The 17,651-nt window shown below is 39.6% G+C and carries 21 protein-coding genes and 1 riboswitch; of the genes, 16 read left to right on the top strand and 5 right to left on the bottom strand.

Going from position 1 to position 17,651, the window contains the following annotated elements; all coding sequences use genetic code 11:
- The 9 genes from OC25_RS28550 to OC25_RS18745 form a co-directional block, all read left to right on the top strand.
- Positions 1 to 140 (top strand): IS3 family transposase (locus OC25_RS28550; protein ID WP_156131529.1); only part of this gene is annotated, 140 nt, incomplete at its 5' end.
- 1,046 nt (positions 141 to 1,186) lie between these two features.
- Positions 1,187 to 1,380: riboswitch (cobalamin riboswitch) on the top strand.
- Between the two features lie 97 nt (positions 1,381 to 1,477).
- Positions 1,478 to 3,343, top strand: a complete 1,866-nt coding sequence (locus tag OC25_RS18780; RefSeq protein ID WP_039479216.1) for a TonB-dependent receptor plug domain-containing protein — start codon at positions 1,478 to 1,480, stop codon at positions 3,341 to 3,343.
- 34 nt (positions 3,344 to 3,377) lie between these two features.
- Complete coding sequence (locus OC25_RS18775) at positions 3,378 to 3,971, top strand: DUF6580 family putative transport protein (RefSeq protein ID WP_039479215.1); 594 nt, start codon at positions 3,378 to 3,380, stop codon at positions 3,969 to 3,971.
- 173 nt (positions 3,972 to 4,144) lie between these two features.
- Positions 4,145 to 5,092 (top strand): ABC transporter substrate-binding protein, encoded by a 948-nt coding sequence (locus OC25_RS18770; RefSeq protein WP_245222075.1) that lies wholly within the window; start codon positions 4,145 to 4,147, stop codon positions 5,090 to 5,092.
- The gene (locus tag OC25_RS18765; RefSeq protein ID WP_039479211.1) at positions 5,089 to 5,676 is read left to right on the top strand and encodes a hypothetical protein; all 588 of its coding nucleotides are present in this window, start codon (positions 5,089 to 5,091) and stop codon (positions 5,674 to 5,676) included. Before OC25_RS18770 ends, OC25_RS18765 begins: the two co-directional genes overlap by 4 nt.
- A complete protein-coding gene (locus OC25_RS18760; RefSeq protein WP_039479209.1) occupies positions 5,677 to 6,360 on the top strand; it encodes an SIR2 family NAD-dependent protein deacylase in 684 nt (227 codons plus the stop codon). It abuts the gene before it with no gap.
- The gene (locus OC25_RS18755) at positions 6,353 to 7,075 is read left to right on the top strand and encodes a Dph6-related ATP pyrophosphatase (protein WP_039479206.1); all 723 of its coding nucleotides are present in this window, start codon (positions 6,353 to 6,355) and stop codon (positions 7,073 to 7,075) included. The genes OC25_RS18760 and OC25_RS18755 overlap by 8 nt, the downstream gene beginning before the upstream one ends.
- A gap of 133 nt (positions 7,076 to 7,208) precedes the next feature.
- Entirely contained in the window at positions 7,209 to 7,700 is a 492-nt protein-coding gene (locus OC25_RS18750) for a YMGG-like glycine zipper-containing protein (RefSeq protein ID WP_039479203.1), read from the top strand.
- Positions 7,701 to 7,804: 104 nt separating this feature from the next.
- The gene (locus OC25_RS18745; protein WP_039479201.1) at positions 7,805 to 8,140 is read left to right on the top strand and encodes a Dabb family protein; all 336 of its coding nucleotides are present in this window, start codon (positions 7,805 to 7,807) and stop codon (positions 8,138 to 8,140) included.
- Positions 8,141 to 8,520: 380 nt separating this feature from the next.
- Here OC25_RS18745 and OC25_RS18740 read toward each other — a convergent pair whose 3' ends face one another.
- Together OC25_RS18740 and OC25_RS18735 are read right to left on the bottom strand one after the other, a co-directional pair.
- Entirely contained in the window at positions 8,521 to 8,772 is a 252-nt protein-coding gene (locus tag OC25_RS18740; RefSeq protein WP_039479198.1) for a hypothetical protein, read from the bottom strand.
- A gap of 27 nt (positions 8,773 to 8,799) precedes the next feature.
- Positions 8,800 to 9,528, bottom strand: coding sequence for a DUF3291 domain-containing protein (locus OC25_RS18735; RefSeq protein ID WP_245222073.1), 729 nt, complete (start codon positions 9,526 to 9,528; stop codon positions 8,800 to 8,802).
- Between the two features lie 106 nt (positions 9,529 to 9,634).
- On the opposite strand from OC25_RS18735, the gene OC25_RS18730 reads away from it, so the two are divergent.
- From OC25_RS18730 to OC25_RS18700, 7 genes are all read left to right on the top strand, one after another.
- Complete coding sequence (locus OC25_RS18730) at positions 9,635 to 10,123, top strand: GAF domain-containing protein (protein ID WP_039479194.1); 489 nt, start codon at positions 9,635 to 9,637, stop codon at positions 10,121 to 10,123.
- A gap of 3 nt (positions 10,124 to 10,126) precedes the next feature.
- Positions 10,127 to 10,732, top strand: coding sequence for a DNA-3-methyladenine glycosylase (locus OC25_RS18725; protein WP_039479191.1), 606 nt, complete (start codon positions 10,127 to 10,129; stop codon positions 10,730 to 10,732).
- 52 nt (positions 10,733 to 10,784) lie between these two features.
- Positions 10,785 to 11,273, top strand: a complete 489-nt coding sequence (locus OC25_RS18720; RefSeq protein WP_039479188.1) for a pyridoxamine 5'-phosphate oxidase family protein — start codon at positions 10,785 to 10,787, stop codon at positions 11,271 to 11,273.
- A gap of 111 nt (positions 11,274 to 11,384) precedes the next feature.
- Complete coding sequence (locus OC25_RS18715) at positions 11,385 to 12,245, top strand: bestrophin family protein (RefSeq protein ID WP_039479186.1); 861 nt, start codon at positions 11,385 to 11,387, stop codon at positions 12,243 to 12,245.
- Positions 12,245 to 13,147 (top strand): histone deacetylase family protein, encoded by a 903-nt coding sequence (locus OC25_RS18710; RefSeq protein ID WP_039479182.1) that lies wholly within the window; start codon positions 12,245 to 12,247, stop codon positions 13,145 to 13,147. The genes OC25_RS18715 and OC25_RS18710 overlap by 1 nt, the downstream gene beginning before the upstream one ends.
- A gap of 42 nt (positions 13,148 to 13,189) precedes the next feature.
- Positions 13,190 to 13,873 (top strand): pseudouridine synthase, encoded by a 684-nt coding sequence (locus tag OC25_RS18705; protein ID WP_039479180.1) that lies wholly within the window; start codon positions 13,190 to 13,192, stop codon positions 13,871 to 13,873.
- Between the two features lie 38 nt (positions 13,874 to 13,911).
- Positions 13,912 to 14,646 carry a hypothetical protein gene (locus OC25_RS18700; RefSeq protein ID WP_039479179.1) on the top strand — a complete coding sequence of 245 codons (735 nt, stop codon included), beginning with the start codon at positions 13,912 to 13,914 and terminating at the stop codon, positions 14,644 to 14,646.
- Between the two features lie 124 nt (positions 14,647 to 14,770).
- On the opposite strand, the gene OC25_RS18695 is transcribed toward OC25_RS18700, so the two are convergent.
- The 3 genes from OC25_RS18695 to OC25_RS18685 all read right to left on the bottom strand — a co-directional run bounded on the left by OC25_RS18695 (position 14,771) and on the right by OC25_RS18685 (position 17,586).
- The gene (locus OC25_RS18695) at positions 14,771 to 16,132 is read right to left on the bottom strand and encodes an MATE family efflux transporter (RefSeq protein ID WP_039479176.1); all 1,362 of its coding nucleotides are present in this window, start codon (positions 16,130 to 16,132) and stop codon (positions 14,771 to 14,773) included.
- Positions 16,133 to 16,460: 328 nt separating this feature from the next.
- Complete coding sequence (locus OC25_RS18690; RefSeq protein WP_039479175.1) at positions 16,461 to 17,090, bottom strand: AlbA family DNA-binding domain-containing protein; 630 nt, start codon at positions 17,088 to 17,090, stop codon at positions 16,461 to 16,463.
- A 10-nt stretch (positions 17,091 to 17,100) separates the two neighbouring features.
- Positions 17,101 to 17,586, bottom strand: a complete 486-nt coding sequence (locus OC25_RS18685) for a DUF4442 domain-containing protein (protein ID WP_039479171.1) — start codon at positions 17,584 to 17,586, stop codon at positions 17,101 to 17,103.
- Positions 17,587 to 17,651 lie beyond the last annotated feature (65 nt).

Below are 17,651 nucleotides of genomic sequence, written 5' to 3'. Positions count from 1 at the left end.
ATGAATTTAAATCGGTATCACAATTACATTCTGAAATTAGAAAGTATATTAAATATTATAATAGGGACCGAATAAGGATTAATTTAAATGGAATGAGTCCGGTGGAATACCGAACTCATTACTTTAAAAACATTGCGTAACTTCGTCCAACTTTTTGGGGTCAGTCTATTGTTGCAGGCCTTTTTTATTTGGATCAATCTGGTTTGAACCGGTATCTTACAAGACTCTATTTGTATTTAATTATACTCAAATCATATTATGCAAGACTCAAAAAGTATTGAATTACATACCAAAAACATTGCCTGAACAATAAACCCAATAGATTAAAAAGTGCCGTGACAGGTATTTAAAAGTACTACGGAAGACTAAATTGGTCTTCTGAAGTAGAAAAAACACACTCCGAAGTACTTAAATCTCGTTCGGAACCTCGCCGAATATACTCCGAAGTACAAAAAAGACCCTCCATACCTCGGCGAATATGTTCAGAGATAGAAAAATCTCGTTCAGCACGTCGGCGAATATACTCTGAAGTACAAAAAAGACGCTCCATACCTCGGCGAATACGTTCAGAGATAGAAAAAACTCGTTCAGTACCTCGCCGAATATACGCTGAAGTACAAAAAAGACGCTTTATACCTCGATGAATACGTTCAGAGATAGAAAAAGGTCGTTCGGAGCCTCGGCGAATATACTCCGAAGCATAAAAAAGTATTTCGGAGCGAGAAAGAAGCCGTTCGGAGCCTCGGCGAATACCATTGACAGACCCAATAGAAGAATCGTCATTTCGATCCGATAGCTATCGGATGGAGCCGGCCGGTTCTTCACCGGTGGCGGAATGGAGAAATCTATTAAGACAGATTTCTCGACTACGTTGCCCCCGATAGCTATCGGGGCCGCTCGAAATGACGACCCCGGCAAGGGGCTGTCACTCATATTGATTTTTATGCAATAAATTAACGCTCATCGAGAGATAAAAGTCTTTCCCTACCTCGATGAACACGGGTCTATTCAATAAACTGTGTCATTGATTTGAGATTGCCTGCCAGTAATAACGAATATCTATTTTATCATCAGCTCAGGCTGAGTTCAGTGAAGCTGAAAAACCTCCGGAAAAAGTGGATACCTCATAGAAAAGCCCTGCCAATTCATCAAAACTCACATTTTATTGTGATCACAATTTTTTTGTTACATTTGCGGCGCTTTTGGTTTCCGACTTTACAGTCGGAATTAAAAGGGAATACAGTGTAAATCTGTAACTGTCCCGCAGCTGTAAGCTCTGTAACGGTTTTTCTAATCTTTCGCCACTGTGCCGGCTTGTCGGCATGGGAAGGCAGAAAACCGGGAGTAAGTCAGAAGACCTGCCTTTAGCATTAATTTCATAGCTTTCGGGGATTGAAGCTGGGGTTGAAGTACTTAACGTTTACGTATTTTCATTTCTTTTACAATCTGTTGGCTATAGGTAAAACTAACCATCAAAATGAACAAAACAACTATTTTAGCAGCAGCTGGTTTAGGCCTGGCGCAGCTAATGATTAGCCAGTTGGCTAATGCGCAGCAAAAAGACACTTTGCAGCTTAAAGATGTGGTAATTTCTGCCACTAAAAACGATCAAAAACAATCACAAACCGGTAAAGTGGTGAGCATCATCAGTCGCGAGGTGTTGGAACGCAGCAACGGAAAATCGCTACCCGATTTATTAAATGAGCAGGCTGGTATCATCATCAGTGGCGGAAACAGTAGCCAGGGAAAAGATAAAAGTATCTTTTTCAGAGGTTCTGGCAGTGGTTATACCCTGATCTTAATTGATGGAATTGTACAAAACGATCCATCGAGCATTAGCGGTACATTCGATTTACGTTTATTTTCAATCGATCAGATCGATCACATCGAAATTTTAAGAGGTGGCCAGTCTACTATTTACGGTTCTGATGCCGTTGCCGGGGTAATTAATATTGTAACTAAAAAAGGCGGACCAAAGGGCAATACCATTTATGGTGTGGCCAGTGCCGGAAGCTTTGAAACGTATAAAGGTACAATTGGTTTAAATGGTGGTGTTGAAGGGTTTTCTTACAACATCAACTATACACACCTTAAAACCGATGGTATTTCTGAAGCGGTAGCGCCAGTTGGCAGCACAACCGAATTTGATAAAGATGGTTTTAAAACTGATGGAGTTAACGCTAATTTTGGGATTCAACTGGATAAGCGTTTCTCTGTTAATCCGTTTTTACGTTATTTTTATGGTAACTACAAAATAGATGAAGGTGCATTTACCGATGGTTTACCGGGCAATAATTCGATATTGAAGCAATTTAGCGGTGGTTTTAATGCCGAGTATAAACTTAATACTGGTAAAATTACCTTGAATTACAGTCACGAGAGCAATTCGAATGATGTAAACTCGAGTTTCATGGGCTTTGCCAGCAATTTTGTAAACTATGGTAAAATGAACGTAATCGATTTATTCTACAACCAGAAACTGGGTAATAAATTAGATTTATTGGTAGGTATCGATAACCGTAAAACAAAATTAATTACCGATACAAGCAATCCAACCACCAATATTTTTGCAGCTTACGGATCATTGTTCTTACACAATTTAAGTGTGTTTAACCTCGAAGTAGGCGGCCGTTACAATAAGCACGATCAATATGGCGAAAACTATACCTATTCGGTAACACCAAGCATCAATGTTATCAAAGAAGTGAAATTGTTTGGAACGGTATCTACCGCATTCAAAGTACCTACATTAAATATGCTTTTCGGACAGTTTGGTGCTAACTTAAACCTGAAACCTGAAAAATCGCAGAACTATGAAGCAGGTGTGAACCTGAGCTTTGCTGATGATCAGTTCAGCTTGCGCGTAGCGGGCTTTAAACGCGATTTAACCGATGCCATTGTTTACACTACAGGCTATACCAATCAGGGTACACAGAATTTTAAAGGGCTAGAGGTAGAACCGGCAGTAAAGTTTAGCGTGTTTAACCTGAATGGTTATTACGCTTATGTAGAAGGAAATACCGGAACTGTTGATTATCTGATTCGCAGACCAAAACATACTTTCGGTATTACAGCTGGTGCGCAAGCCACTAAAAACCTATACATCAGTGCCAATTACCGTTATTTTGGTAAACGCTTCGATACCAATTTCATCTCTTATTTAAACGAAGAATTGCCTTCGTATAAATTGTTAAATGCTTACGTAGAGTATGCTTTGGCTAAAAAACGAGTAAAACTGTTCTTCGATGCCAAAAACATCCTGAACGAAAAATACAGCGAAATTATTGGCTACAATACACCAGGCTTTAACTTTAATACCGGCGTAAGTTTTAATATACGCTAATAAAAATTTAACTTTGCTTAAACAATAAAATACAATGTCTCATTTAAAATTTAATCCGCGCACCTTAATACTGCTGTTAATGATATTGGCGATTACGGCTTTCCGTTTGCTGGTAACATTTAATTCAGATGAATTGAAATTTGCTAATTTCTCCTCAATCGGAGCTGTAGCTTTATTCGGTGGTGCTTATTTTAAAGATCACGCCAAAGCTTTTGCTTTTCCGTTATTGAGTTTATTTTTGAGCGACTTCATTTTAGCTTCGACCATTTTCAGTAAATACAGCGGAGGTTCGTTTTTGTATCAGGGTTGGTACTGGACCTATATTGCTTTTGCTTTAATGGTTTTAGTGGGCAGAATTTTGCTTAAGAATGTAAACGTGGTAAATTTATTAGCCTCTACATTAAGCATTGTGCTTATTCACTGGTTGGTTACCGATTTAGGTGTTTGGATTAACAATCCGGCCTATACCCAGGATTTAGCTGGTTACTGGAACTGCCTGGTTAAAGCCATTCCGTTCGAGATTAGATTCCTGGAAGGAACGGTGATTTATGGCGCTTTACTTTTTGGCGCTTTCGAAATTTTAAAATCAAAATACCCGGTATTGAAATTAAACGCGCAAGCCGTATAATATACCAGATTTAGATCATTCCTCGGTTGGTGGCTCACCAACCAAATGAGAATAATCATGAAGATCCTCTTTTGAATTGATTTCAGAAGAGGATTTTTTTATCTTAGTAGTTGCCATTGTGACATCCAATAATAAAATAAGAGATCCTGATCCCGATATAAAATCGGGATAGGATGACGAATTTAAATATTATGAAAGTAGTTTCCTTTTTACCCGCTGCCACCAAAATGATTTATGATATGGGCCTTCAGGATTACCTGTATGGGGTAACCTTCGAATGTCCTCAAGAGGCAGCAGATCAACCTAAAATTGTACGCTGCATCCTCGAGGGTAAAAACTATTCCAGTATTGAAATCGACCGGATTTTTTCGGCTTCCAAAGCGCAGGGTAAAAGCCTGTATTGGGTAGATGATGCACTTTTGGAAAGCATTGCACCTGACATTGTGTTTACGCAGGATATTTGCGAAGTATGTAATATTGATACCGTTTGCACCGAAACTGCTGTGATGAAGCTGAGCAAGCAGCCAACTTTGGTTCCGCTTTCGCCGAATAATCTGCAGGATGTTTTCGAATGCGCCATTACCATTGCCAGGGCATTAGGAAAAGAAGAAGTAGCTTTTAATTATCTGGCACGCCTGCAGCAGAAAACCGATCAGATTTTAGATCAGTTACGGGCAAACAAATCGCCTTTAAAACGGGTAATGCTGATGGAGTGGATTGAGCCGGTTTACAATTGCGGGCACTGGATTCCCTTTCAGATTGCTGCTGCCGGAGGGGTTGATATGCTTTCGAACCCTGCAGGCGATTCAATTGTCACCCCATGGGAAAAGATTGTAAAATATAATCCCGAGGTTTTGGTTATAGCACCTTGTGGCTTTGATCAGAAACGAAGTCTCGAAGAAATGAGCCTGCTTACCACTAGAGCCGGATGGAATGAGCTCGAAGCTGTAAAAAACAATGAGGTATACATTGCCGATTTTGATATGTTTACCCAACCCAGTGTAGGTACTTTGGTGGCTGGTATCGAAGCTTTAGCTTGCATGTTTCATCCTGAGGTTTTTAAAGCTGATGGATTGATAGCTAAAAAATTTGTAAAATTTAATACTTCAATATTAGTATGAAATATATCTTATTAACGCTCGCCTGTATTTTCCTTTATTCATCATTATGTCGTTCACAAGAAAAAAAATATACTGATTCGGCAGTGGCAGAATATATTAAAGCTTGTCAGTGTAAGTTTGGATATAGATATGGCTGGAAGTTAAAATCTGTAAAAAAACATGAAGCATATTCGTGGGTGAAAAAAATTATTTTTGTTTCGTTTAAAAATAATGATTCTGCAAAAGAGGTTTCTTATTTAAAAAATGAAAAGATTGATAATGATGTTGTTACGGAGCAGCATTTATTAACGCAAGCGGAAACTGACTCGCTCTTCAATATAATATATGGATATAACTATACTGGTTATCCATCAAAGATTCTGGTATTTGAGTGTAAGCAACCAGAAAATGCAATTTTATATGTAGATAGTGATGATAAGGTTCTCTTCTCGATAAACATCTGTTTTTCTGGAACGGGCCACCAAATATGGACAAGCAAAAATTACAAAGGAACCCACACAACAACATTTGGGGAAACATGCTTCGGCAAATACGAACAACTTGCTAAACTTTTCAGGTCGGCAGGGATTAGAAATATAAAATAAATGAAATTAGTTGTTTTAACAGGAGCAGGGATCAGTGCCGAAAGTGGGTTAAAGACTTTCAGGGATTCGGATGGTTTGTGGGAAGGCTATAACGTATATGATGTGGCTACTCCAGAGGCCTGGGAAAGAAATCCGGACTTGGTGCAGGAGTTTTATAACGAAAGAAGAAGACAGGTTGTTGCTGCACAACCCAATGCAGCGCACCGTATACTGGCCGAACTGGAGCAGGATTTCGATGTAGAAATTATTACCCAGAATATTGATGATTTGCACGAGCGTGCCGGATCAAGCAAAGTAACGCATTTGCATGGCATCATTACACGTTCGCAATCAAGCTTACGACCCAGCTTAACGTATCCTATTGCAGGCACCGAAATTAAAATGGGCGAACGCTGCAAATTAGGTTCGCAACTGAGGCCCCATGTGGTATGGTTCGGCGAAGCGGTTCCCATGATAGAAGTCGCTGCAAAAATCTGCGAGAAAGCTGATTTGTTTGTGCTGATCGGAACATCGCTTGCAGTTTATCCTGCGGCCGGATTGATTGATTTCGTACCGCGTCAGGTCAATAAATATATCATCGATCCTAAAACTCCTGATGTTAAACGCTATCAGAATGTAATTACCATCGAACAAAATGCGGTAAATGGAATGGAGCAGCTGAGAAGTATTTTAACGAATGGATAAGAAAATCTGCATTTTTAACTGGAGTGGCGGAAAAGACAGTACACTCGCGTTGCATTATGCCCTTCAGGATCCAACACTGGAAATTCGCTATCTGGTTACCACCGTTACCGAGCAATATAACCGCGTTTCGATGCATGGTGTAAGGGAAGCTTTGCTGATTAAACAAGCCGATAGTATTGGTATCCCCTTGTATCAGATCCGTTTGGGCGAAATGCCCGATATGGAAACTTACGACAATACCATGCGCGAACACCTGAATAAATTTAAAGCAGAGGGCATTACGCACTCGGTTTTTGGCGATATTTTTCTCGAAGACTTACGTAAATACCGCGAAAATAAACTGACCGAAATTGGACTAAAGGCTATTTTTCCGTTGTGGCAAAAAGATACCAGGCAAATGATCAGCGAGTTTATAGGTCTGAACTATAAAACCATCATCGTGTGTACACAAGAGAATCTGCAAGATATTTGTGGAAAAGTAATCACTGAAGCGCTGATCGACCAGCTTCCTGCAGAAATTGATCCTTGTGGTGAAAACGGTGAGTTTCATACTTTTGCCTTTGAAGGACCAATTTTCAAGAAAAAAATTAACTTTTCGGTTGGTGAGCAGGTTTTCAGGACGTATAATGCTCCGGCAAAAACTTCCTCCGAAAATGATGCTCCCTGTGCTTCAAGCGCACTTTCCGGGTTCTGGTATACCGATTTGGTAGAATAATTTTTTCTTTTTAAAACATTTTGGCATCATTTTTTCTTTAATATCCATAATTAACTAAATCGCACAATCCAAAATGAAACCGTTTAGCGAGGTTAGGTAGCTAAACTGGCGTCATATTTAAAATTTACAAGTTATGAAAAGGATATTGGTAGTAATCGCATTAAGTTCTGTTATGTTTGCCTGTAACAATAAGGCAAAAGAAGAAGCAGCATTAAAACAACAGCAAGCAGAAAAACAACTGGCCATCAAAGCGGTAAAAGACAGTTTACGTTTAGATAGCTTTAAAAAAGCTGAAGTAGCAAAAGTTGAACAAGAAAAGGAAGCTAAACGTCAGGCTGAATTAGCAGCTGCGAGAAGAGCAGGAGCTAATTCTTCAAGATCTTACGCCAGTTCAGGCGGTAGCTCAAGTGGTGCTTATGGTGGTACACAACCAACCGCTAAGAAAAAAGGTTGGAGTGATGCTGCTAAAGGTGCTGTAATTGGTGGTGCAGCTGGTGCCGTAGGTGGAGCTTTAATTGATAAGAAAAAAGGCAGGGGAGCTATTATTGGTGGCCTAGTTGGTGCTGGTGGTGGTTACCTGATTGGTAGAGGAGAAGATAAAAAATCAGGCCGTGTTCAAAACTAATATATAGCCTGTCTCATATTAAAAAGCGTCCCGATTTAACATCGGGACGCTTTTTTTTTGTGCACCAAAAAATCATTTCTATCTTGCGCAAAATAATACTCCTTATGACAGATCACTTAACAGCAGATAAAGGCCAGATTCAACATTTTGTAATGTTCTGGTTAAAACCACAGTTAACCAAAAATGAAATAGCTGAGTTTGCTAATTTTTTCGAGAGCTTAAAGCCAATTAAATACATTAAAACTTTAAATTACGGTTTAGCTGCTAATACGCCGGTACGTCCGGTTACGGATAATTCCTTTACTTATTCGCTTACCATAACATTTGCCAGCATCGAAGATCACAACGCTTATCAGGAAGATAAAACACACCTGGATGCAGTAGAAAAATTCTCTAAAAACTGGTACAGGGTAGTGGTGCACGATACGGTGATTGCTTAGGTTTTAAGCTTAGACGTTCTATTGGCTTTTCGTCATTCCCGCGCATGCGGGAATCTTAAAGCGTCAAAATATGCTATTAATATTTCAAGCATATAGGTCATTTAAGGTATTAAAAACTTACGCTGCCTTATATTTCTTATATGGTTAATATTGAATTTATTTTTAAGCTTAATCACCTCACTTCCCATATATTTGGCGAAATAAGCGTTCGAAATTATATTTTTCTTAGTAGTTTATTTATCATTATATCAGTTAGTTATGGTTGCTATGTTAAATAAATTGCTGATGTATAGGTTGTTTTTTAGCTCAAAAACATTCAAAAAATCAAAATATAATTCTGATTAAGTAATTAAGTTGCTGTGAATCAATGTTTTTATTAGCTAGTATTGATGTCTGTTGTAGGCTGCAGTGAAATCTGTACGCATTAATTTAAAGCGCTCAATAACTGTTGCAATAAAAGCTTCGTCCAGTATTTCGAATACATCATTTACACCTCCACCACTTAAATCCAGTTCGGCTAATTTGTAGCTTTGCTCAAAGGTTCCTTGCTCAAATTTTACAATATACTTCTGGTTCATCGAAAAGATGGTGATTTTACATTCAGGGTGTGGTAATTCTGCTATTACTCTCATTTTAAAATATAATATGGTTAAAAAGGATTAAATCAATGGCTGGTAATCGTTAATGGCCTTGCCGTTTAAATGCCCCTCGCTTGATATAATTTCGAAACGCGCAAAGAGTTCTTCTTTATACCATTCACGTTCCCTGGTGAGCTTAATTACATCGGCGTGGTCAAAAGTTTTGTAAGCATAGTTCTTTACGCTCTCGGCGTTTTCCCAGATCGAAAAAGTAGCCTGATCCACAAAAGGGTTTTCACCTATTCCTGCAGCCAGGATAAAACCAGGAGAAATCCGCATGGCTTCTGCTGCTCTTTTAACGTTGTGCTTAAATTCTTTCAGGCGGTTAAACCGGATGGCTGCCCTGGTAATTACGGCAATTCTTCCTGTATATTGAGTGGTATTGTTTTTTGCTTTAAAAGGCTCTTTTTTAGACCATTGTCCATGACTGGATAAAGTTTTCAGTAAAATAGTACAGCTTTCAATTCCGAAAAAGTTAAACCATTTTATGACCAGTGATTTGCGGTAAAAAGTATCGCAGTCTTGTTGGTTATCCCAGGTGGTGAGTATGGCCCAGTGTTTATAATCGGGAGCCAGGTCTACCTGGGCATTTTTGCCACTGCCCATTAATTTCCAGAAGCGGCATTTGCCGTTAAGCCATAACGGAAGGCGCAAAACTGCCATGCCCATAAAAGCAAAAGGGATCGTAATGCCGCGGAATTTTGTAATGGTTAAGGCTGTTATCAAAGCAATCGGGGTTTCAATTGTCAAAACTAACGAATTTCAGGATAGGTTCTCATTCAAAATTTCGTCATTAAATCTGCGGGTGCATGAGTTCTTGTAAATCATACTTAACTTTGGTTATAGCATAAATAAAATGGCAGAAGATTTAACAATAACCCGTAATACCTCAAAAGAAGCGCAGTATCAATCTATTATCCCTCAAATAGAGGCTTTGCTGTATGGTGAAACCGATTTTGTAGCCAACATGGCTAATGTGGCAGCCGCATTAAAAGAACAATTTAACTGGTTTTGGGTAGGTTTTTACCTTGTAAAGCAAGACGAATTGGTGTTGGGGCCATTTCAAGGGCCGGTTGCCTGTACGCGTATTAGAAAAGGAAAAGGTGTTTGTGGCAGTTCATGGGCGCAGGCCGAAACCATAATTGTACCCGATGTAGAGGAGTTCCCTGGTCATATTGCCTGTGCTTCTGCATCTAAATCAGAAATCGTGCTTCCTTTAATCGTTGATGGTGAAGTAATAGGTGTATTAGATGTGGATAGCGAGGTTTTAGATAAATTTGATAATACAGATCAACTTTATTTAGAGCAGGTTATCTCTGTTTTGTTAAATAATTTATCTAAATAATTTTTGAAGTTAAAATCTGAATATTACCTCAACGAAGATGTTGTTGCGCTTGCAAAAGATTTGCTTGGCAAGGTGCTGTACACCAAAATAGGTGACGAGATAACCGCTGGTATAATTGTCGAAACAGAGGCTTATTTTGGGGTAAAAGATAAGGCTTCGCATGCGTATGGCGGCCGGCGTACAAACCGTACCGAAACCATGTATGCGAAAGGCGGCATTGCTTATGTTTATCTTTGTTATGGCATGCACCATTTGTTTAATATCGTAACTGCTGCTGAAAATGAGCCACATGCTGTTTTAATCAGGGGTATTGAGCCACTTGTTGGTATCGATATCATTGAAGCCCGTCGGAAAATGCCTGTTACCAAAGGCGCAATAGCTGCCGGTCCGGGTTCTGCTGCTAAAGCATTGGGGATTGATAAAGGTTTTAACGCTAAACACCTGGAGGGCAATGAAATTTGGGTAGAGGATCATAAAATCAGGTATGGCGACGATGAAATTGCAGCGTCGCCAAGGGTTGGTATTGCTTACGCGCAGGAGCACGCCTTACTGCCATGGCGCTTTTTCGTTAAAGGCAATAAATATGTGAGCAAGCCCAATAAGGGTTGATTATTTAAAACCTTTTATACTTGCTGCTGTTTTTCATACAAAGATAATTACGATGAAAAACGAAAAAAATATTGCCATATTGAAAGATATGGCAGAAAGTGTCCGTACCTGTATGTTTACTACTTTTTCTGCGCACGATGGTTTTGGTAGCAGGCCTATGGGAACGGCTAAAATTGAGGATGATGGTTCTTTGTGGTTTTATACCAACGAATATTCACCAAAGATTAAAGAGATATCAAAAGATGACCAGGTATTACTGGCTTACAGTGATCCGGGAAAGAATACTTACCTTACTGTTAAAGGAAAAGCGGAGTTGGTAGATGATGCGGTAAGAAAAGAAGCCTATTTTTCGCCTTTTATTAAAGCCTGGTTTCCGGATGGAATTGAAGATCCAAGGTTAATTTTGATCAAGGTTACGCCAGAAGAAGCAGAATATTGGGATGCTTCGGCCTCCAAAATCGTAGTACTCTTCAGTATGCTCAAAGCAGTTGTTACCGGCGATACTCCGGATCTGGGCAAACACGATACCATAAAATTTTAGATTTGTAATACAAATTTGGAAAGCAGGATTGGAAACAATACCTGCTTTTTTTGTAATATTGAGACTGTAAATTCATTACAGCCAAACACTACATGATACAGCATACACAAGATGATTAACTACAACCCCAAAGATTGGTTTACTTTTATTTTTCATATCCATAAGGCCGATACCTTTCGTAAACTCTGGCCACTAATGTTGAGTGTGGCTGCATTTTCGGCCTTGGTTTCATTTCTCGAGCTTAATGTCTTTAAATTATCCAAAAGCGATTACGTGAGTAATATCGGTATGATGCATAGTTTGCTGGGGTTTGTAATCTCTATGCTGCTGGTGTTCCGTACCAATACTTCTTACGACAGGTGGTGGGATGGCAGGAAACTTCTTGGTGGCTTGACCAACGTAAGTCGTAATTTTGCGATGAAAATTAAAGCACTGAAGCTGCCTGAAGAAGATTTGAAGTTTTTTGAATATGGAATTCCCAAATATGCATTTGCTTTAAAAGAACATTTAAGGGAAAAGAAGTATTTTGGCAAAAACAGCTTTTTGATCGAGGTTGAAGAGCATAAGCATATTCCAAACCAAATAGCCAGCAGTATGATTTCCAGACTTTACGAATTGCTCAGAAGAGGTTTGATTTCACAGGAGCAGCTGATTGTGTTAACCAACGATGTAAATCAGTTTACTGATATTTGTGGAGGCTGCGAGCGGATTAAAAATACACCGATTCCTTTTTCTTACAGTGTGTTTATTAAGAAATTCATTTTCGTATACGTGTTAACCATTCCAATTGGCTGGGTGTTCAGTCTGGGGTATTATTTGGTGTTAATTGTTCCTTTTATTCTCTATGTATTAGCGAGTTTGGAGTTAATAGCTGAAGAAATAGAAGATCCATTTGGGCAGGATGCAAATGATTTACCTGTCGATCAGATTTGTACCAATATCGAAAAACACGTTGAGGAGATTTTGAGCTAATGATTAAAATTGCCTGGCACGAATTATATGCACATCCATTGCCCGAAGGTCATCGTTTTCCAATGCTCAAATATGAGTTGATACCTGGTCAGCTCTTGCATGAAGGTACTATCGCGCAGCATAATTTGTTTCATCCAGATTGTGTGGCGGAAGCTGTAGTTCGCTCAACCCACCAAAAAGAATACTGGGAGCAATTGCGCGATTTAACACTGTCGCCCCGCGATCAGCGCCGCATTGGTTTTCCCTTAATTGCACAGTTACTCGAACGGGAACTCCGCATTGTACAAGGTACAATAGATGGTGCGCACTATGCTATGGAACAAGGTATTGCTTTCAATGTCGCCGGCGGAACGCATCATGCAGGCAGTAACTGGGGGGAGGGTTTCTGTTTGCTGAATGATCAGGCGGTTGCAGCTAACTATTTATTAAATAATGATTTAGCTAATCGTATATTAATTATCGATTTAGATGTGCACCAGGGAAATGGCACTGCCGAAATTTTCCAGGATGAACCTAAAGTGTTTACTTTTTCCATGCATGGCGATAAAAACTTCCCGTTCAGGAAAGAGCTTTCAGATTTAGACGTGGCATTAGCCGACGGAATGGAAGATGAGGCTTACTTGTCGCTGTTACATGATAGTCTTAAAACCGCTTTTGAAAGGTCGAAACCTGATTTCGTTTTTTACCTTTCAGGTGTTGATGTTTTATCAACAGATAAACTCGGTAAGCTGGCATTAAGTAAAGCAGCTTGTAAAGAACGGGATCGCATCGTTTTGCAGGCCTGTAAAGATAAAGGCTTGCCTTTGCAGGTGAGTATGGGTGGTGGTTATTCTGCCGATATTAAGGAAATTGTAGATGCACACTGCAATACCTATAGGTTGGCTTTTGATTTATTTGCATAGGCGCTTACGTCAAAAATATAATATCCTTATCTTCGCGCCGATATGTTGGAGATTATTTACGAGGATGAAAACCTGATTGCGATCAACAAACCACATGGCTTGCTGGTTCATCAATCGTCTATTGCACGCGATGCCACAGAGTTTGCTTTGCAGCTGCTTAGAGATCAGGTGGGTAAGCATGTGAGTCCGGTGCACCGGCTGGACAGGAAAACAAGCGGAATCTTATTGTTTGCTTTTGATAAGCAATCGGAAATAGCTATGCATCAGCAATTTATGAATGCTGAAACAGACAAAAAGTACCTGGCTATTTTACGTGGCTATACGCCTGATACAATGGATATAGATTATCCCCTGGCCAAAGAAAACGGCACCATGCAGGATGCTTTCACTTCGTTTAAGACGCTGCAAAGGGCAGAAGTTGACGTTGCTTTTGGTAAACATCCCACATCACGGTATTCGTTGGTAGAAGCAACACCCAAAACAGGGCGTATGCATCAGTTAAGGCGTCATTTCAGTCATATTTTGCATCCTATAATCGGCGACAGGACACATGGCTGTAACAAACAGAATAAATTTTTCAAAGAACAATGGGATATGACTACGATGTTATTGCATGCTTCTGAGCTTTCATTTATGCATCCGGTTAGCCACAAACAAATACACCTCAAAGCAGGTTTACACGATGAGTTTAAAAGGGTGATGGATTTTATGAAAATGGAACACTAGCACAATTTTTGCCTTCAAAATCAGTTTATATAGCATCTATGATTAAATACTTACGTTTTTCCCTTCCGGTTTTAGCGCTTTTTGCAGCCAGTTGTTCTTCAGTTTATATGCCTAATGTTCCCAATACCCCAATGCTGAGCAAACAGGGCGAATTTAGCGGCGGCGGTCACATTTCTTTAAAGGGTAATGCCAGTATTAATGGCGCTTATGCCGTTACCGACCATATTGGTGTGCTTTTTAGCGGTTCGCGAATGAACAGCGAAAGAAAAACCAAAGATTTTGGACATAAATTAATTGAAATTGGAGGAGGTTATTTTGATACATTTGGTCCTGACAATAACCGCATTATCGAAATTTACGGTGGTGTAGGTAAGGGCTGGAGCGACATTACTTTCCGCGATTTTAAAGACGATGTGTTGATTAGCAGCGAATTGCAGGAGGTAGATTACCGTAAAGCCTTTTTGCAGGTTAATTACAGTTCTAAAAAGAAAAACAACCTCCATTTGTTTGGTAAGGATTTCCCGATTAACTATGGCACAGCATTAAGGATTAGCCACGTAAAAATGGACAGGTTCTTTTTAAATGGTGTGGTTCAGCCTAAAGAAGATAATATTTTCTTTGAGCCTATTTTCTTCACACGCATGGCTTTAAGTAAGACTTTTCAGCTACAATATACCACCAGTAGTAATATTGGCTTAAAGAGCCGCAAATATATGTCTGCGGGCAATTCTATCTTTACCATTGGTGTTGTGGTAAATGTAGGTGGCAAGTAAATATCGTCATTGCGAGGAGGCTTTTCAGCCGACGAAACAATCTATCACCGTAGATTACACTAAAAGATTGCTTCGTCGTTCCTTCTCGCAATGACGAATTTTCTATTGATTAGGGCTTTTCTATTTAATTACTCTCCGTTAAGGTCTTCGTTTTACTCTGAAACCTTAAAAACAATAGGATAGAAGCCGTTAGTAAACCAAACGTTAGTCCGTACCAGATGCCGTTTACACCCAAGTTGAATTTAAAACCCAATAAATAACCTACAGGGATTCCGACTACCCAATACGCGAGGAATGTAATAAAAGTTGGGATGTTTACGTCGCCAAGCCCGCGCAATACACCAAGGCCTACCACCTGGGTACCATCAAAAAGCTGAAAAAAGCCTGCAATAATTAACAATTGAGCTGCAATGGCCACTACAGATAAATCTTCGGTATAAATAAAGGGCATAAAATTGTGTGCCAGCACAAAAATGATGGCTGAGCAAGTCATAAATAGTAAAATGACGTGGTAACTGGCAATCGCCGATTTACGCAGATCATCAAAATTTTTCTTGCCGAAATTGGTGCCGGTTTTAATGGTTGCTGCCGAAGCTACGCCGCTCGCCATCATATAAGTCATGGCCGCTAAACTAATGGCAATCTGATGTGCGGCTTGTTCTGTTGCCCCAATGGTACCAATCAGTACTGCCGCACCACTAAAAGCACTGATTTCAAAAGAATACTGCATGGCTACAGGAGCGCCGATTTTAATAATCTTGACCGCGCGAACTTTATCCATGAAGGTAATCTTGAAATTGGTAAGGTATTTTTTGAAATGTTTTGAACGTAATACGTAAATACACATTACCGTCGCCATTAAAAGCCTGTCGATTAAAGTGCTCCAGCCCACACCGCTTACGCCCATAGGTTTAATGCCGAACATGCCCTTAACGAAGATGATTCCCAAAGTAATGTTTAATGCATTCCCCCAGATGGATACAAACATGGCCTGTTTCGTAAAGCCCAAACCTTCGGCAAACTGTTTAAAAGTTTGGAAGATTAGTAAGGGGATAATGGAGACCGAAAGCAGGCCCAGGTAAGGCTTAGCGTAATTTACCACTGCCGGTGTTTGATCGAGGTGATCGATAATCAATAGCACCCCGAAATGCACCAGGCAATAAAGTACAATACCAATCAGCACATTAATAATTAAGCTATTTGACAATAAGCGACCACATTCTTCGTAGTTCTGCCTGCCGTTTTCCTGTGCAATTAGTGGGGTTAAGCCATAGGAGATACCCAATCCGATAACGAGAATTAAAATAAAAATGCTGTTTACGAGCGATACGGCAGCCAGCTGTGTCGTATCGGTAAAATGACCAACAATAATACTATCGGCCATGTGCACCAGCGTATGGCCAACCTGCGAACCCACAATAGGGAGGGCAAGGTGGAGATTTTCTTTATAGTAGGGTTTATATTTTTGGTAAATTGTAGTAAACATAGGTGTGCAAAGGTCGGGTTTTTAAACCTCAAAAAATAGGGGTGTAGAAAAGTAATACGGCATCTTTGATCACGGTCGTCATGCTGAACTTGTTTCAGCATCTCTTAATTCATTACGTAATTACTAATTTGAGCCAATGAAATGAATCCGATAGTTATCAGTGTTGTTTTTATTGTTAAAAAGGCTGATAACTGCGTTCCGGTTAGTATCTCTTGTTTTTTAGAGAGACCCTGAAACAAATCCGATAGCTATCGGATCAGGGTGACGTATTATTTAGGGTGACGATCCCGGAGGGAAGCGGAATGGATAAATGACGGGTTTTGTCTTTCTACCTTACCGCTGTAAAATACTCTTCCCGTTCGGTGGTATGCGATTTGATCACATTCGTCAGGATTAAATTAACCAATATCTTTTGTGCTTTTCGGTAAGAGCTGCGCATCAGTTTGCTAAACTCTTTGAGTGTTATCCTTTCGTTTTCATCGAGATATTGAAGTAGTTTTTTCTCATTATCCGAATACGAAATCAGTACGCCTTTATCTTTGTAATCGTTTTTCAGTACTTCTACAATAATTTTACTGGCCAATACGCTTTTATCATCAATGCGGATATAAGCCCACCATTTCCCCTGGTCATCAAGCGCATAATGGGGCTTGGTATCGCTTTCGGGGATATCCACCACCAGCACCAGTTTGTCGTCTACATAAATTTCTTCAAAACGGGGTTCAATTGCTGGTTTGCAAAACTGGTGAGCCGAAGTAAGAATCATGTATTTTTCTTCCTCTTCAGATTTTACGCCTTTAATGGAACCATCGTCAGCTACGCCAACCAGTAATTTGCCGCCTTTATTGTTGGCAAAGGCCACCAGGCTTTTGGCAATTTTCTCGGTATTATTAATGGTTTTCTTGAAATCGAGCATAACACCTTCACCCTGCATAATTAAACTCTTGATACTTGGCATAAGCTAAAAATTAATAGGCAACACGAGGCGTTTCGCCCTGGTGCAGGTTTCTTACATATACTTCATTCATTACAGTAGCACACAATTCGCCGTTTTTATTGATAATTTCCATCGGGTAAGCCTTTACAAACTTTCCAACGGTTTTTAAGGCATATGTGGCTTCTGCAAGCATTTCGTCGGTTATGGTAATGGTAAAATATAAAGCCGAACGCCCCGGTTTTAAATATTGTATAGAGGCACTTTTAAGCCAAACACGCACCTTAAAACCTTCACGCTGCATTAACTGATCAAATAATAAAGCATAAAACGGATCGGTTGCTGCATAAATTGTTCCGCCGAAAATAGAGCCGTTGTAGTTCTTATTCAGGAAGCTTTTGCTTACTTTAACCGTACAGCTTCTAAAGTCGTTTTCAAATTTCTGAACCCAAATGCGCTGAAAAAACAAGGGAGGGTAAAAGCGCATTACCCATTTAAGGGTGTTTTGAGAAATAATCATACTTACTAATATCAGAAAGTTTTAGCACCTTTTAAAGTTTTATGGTGGTTGATTTGGTAATATTT

Source organism: Pedobacter kyungheensis, from assembly GCF_000812965.1.
In the GTDB taxonomy this organism is placed as follows: Bacteria; Bacteroidota; Bacteroidia; order Sphingobacteriales; family Sphingobacteriaceae; genus Pedobacter; species Pedobacter kyungheensis.
The sequence above is the reverse complement of the archived record's forward strand: the minus strand, read 5'-3'. Positions and strand labels throughout refer to the sequence as shown.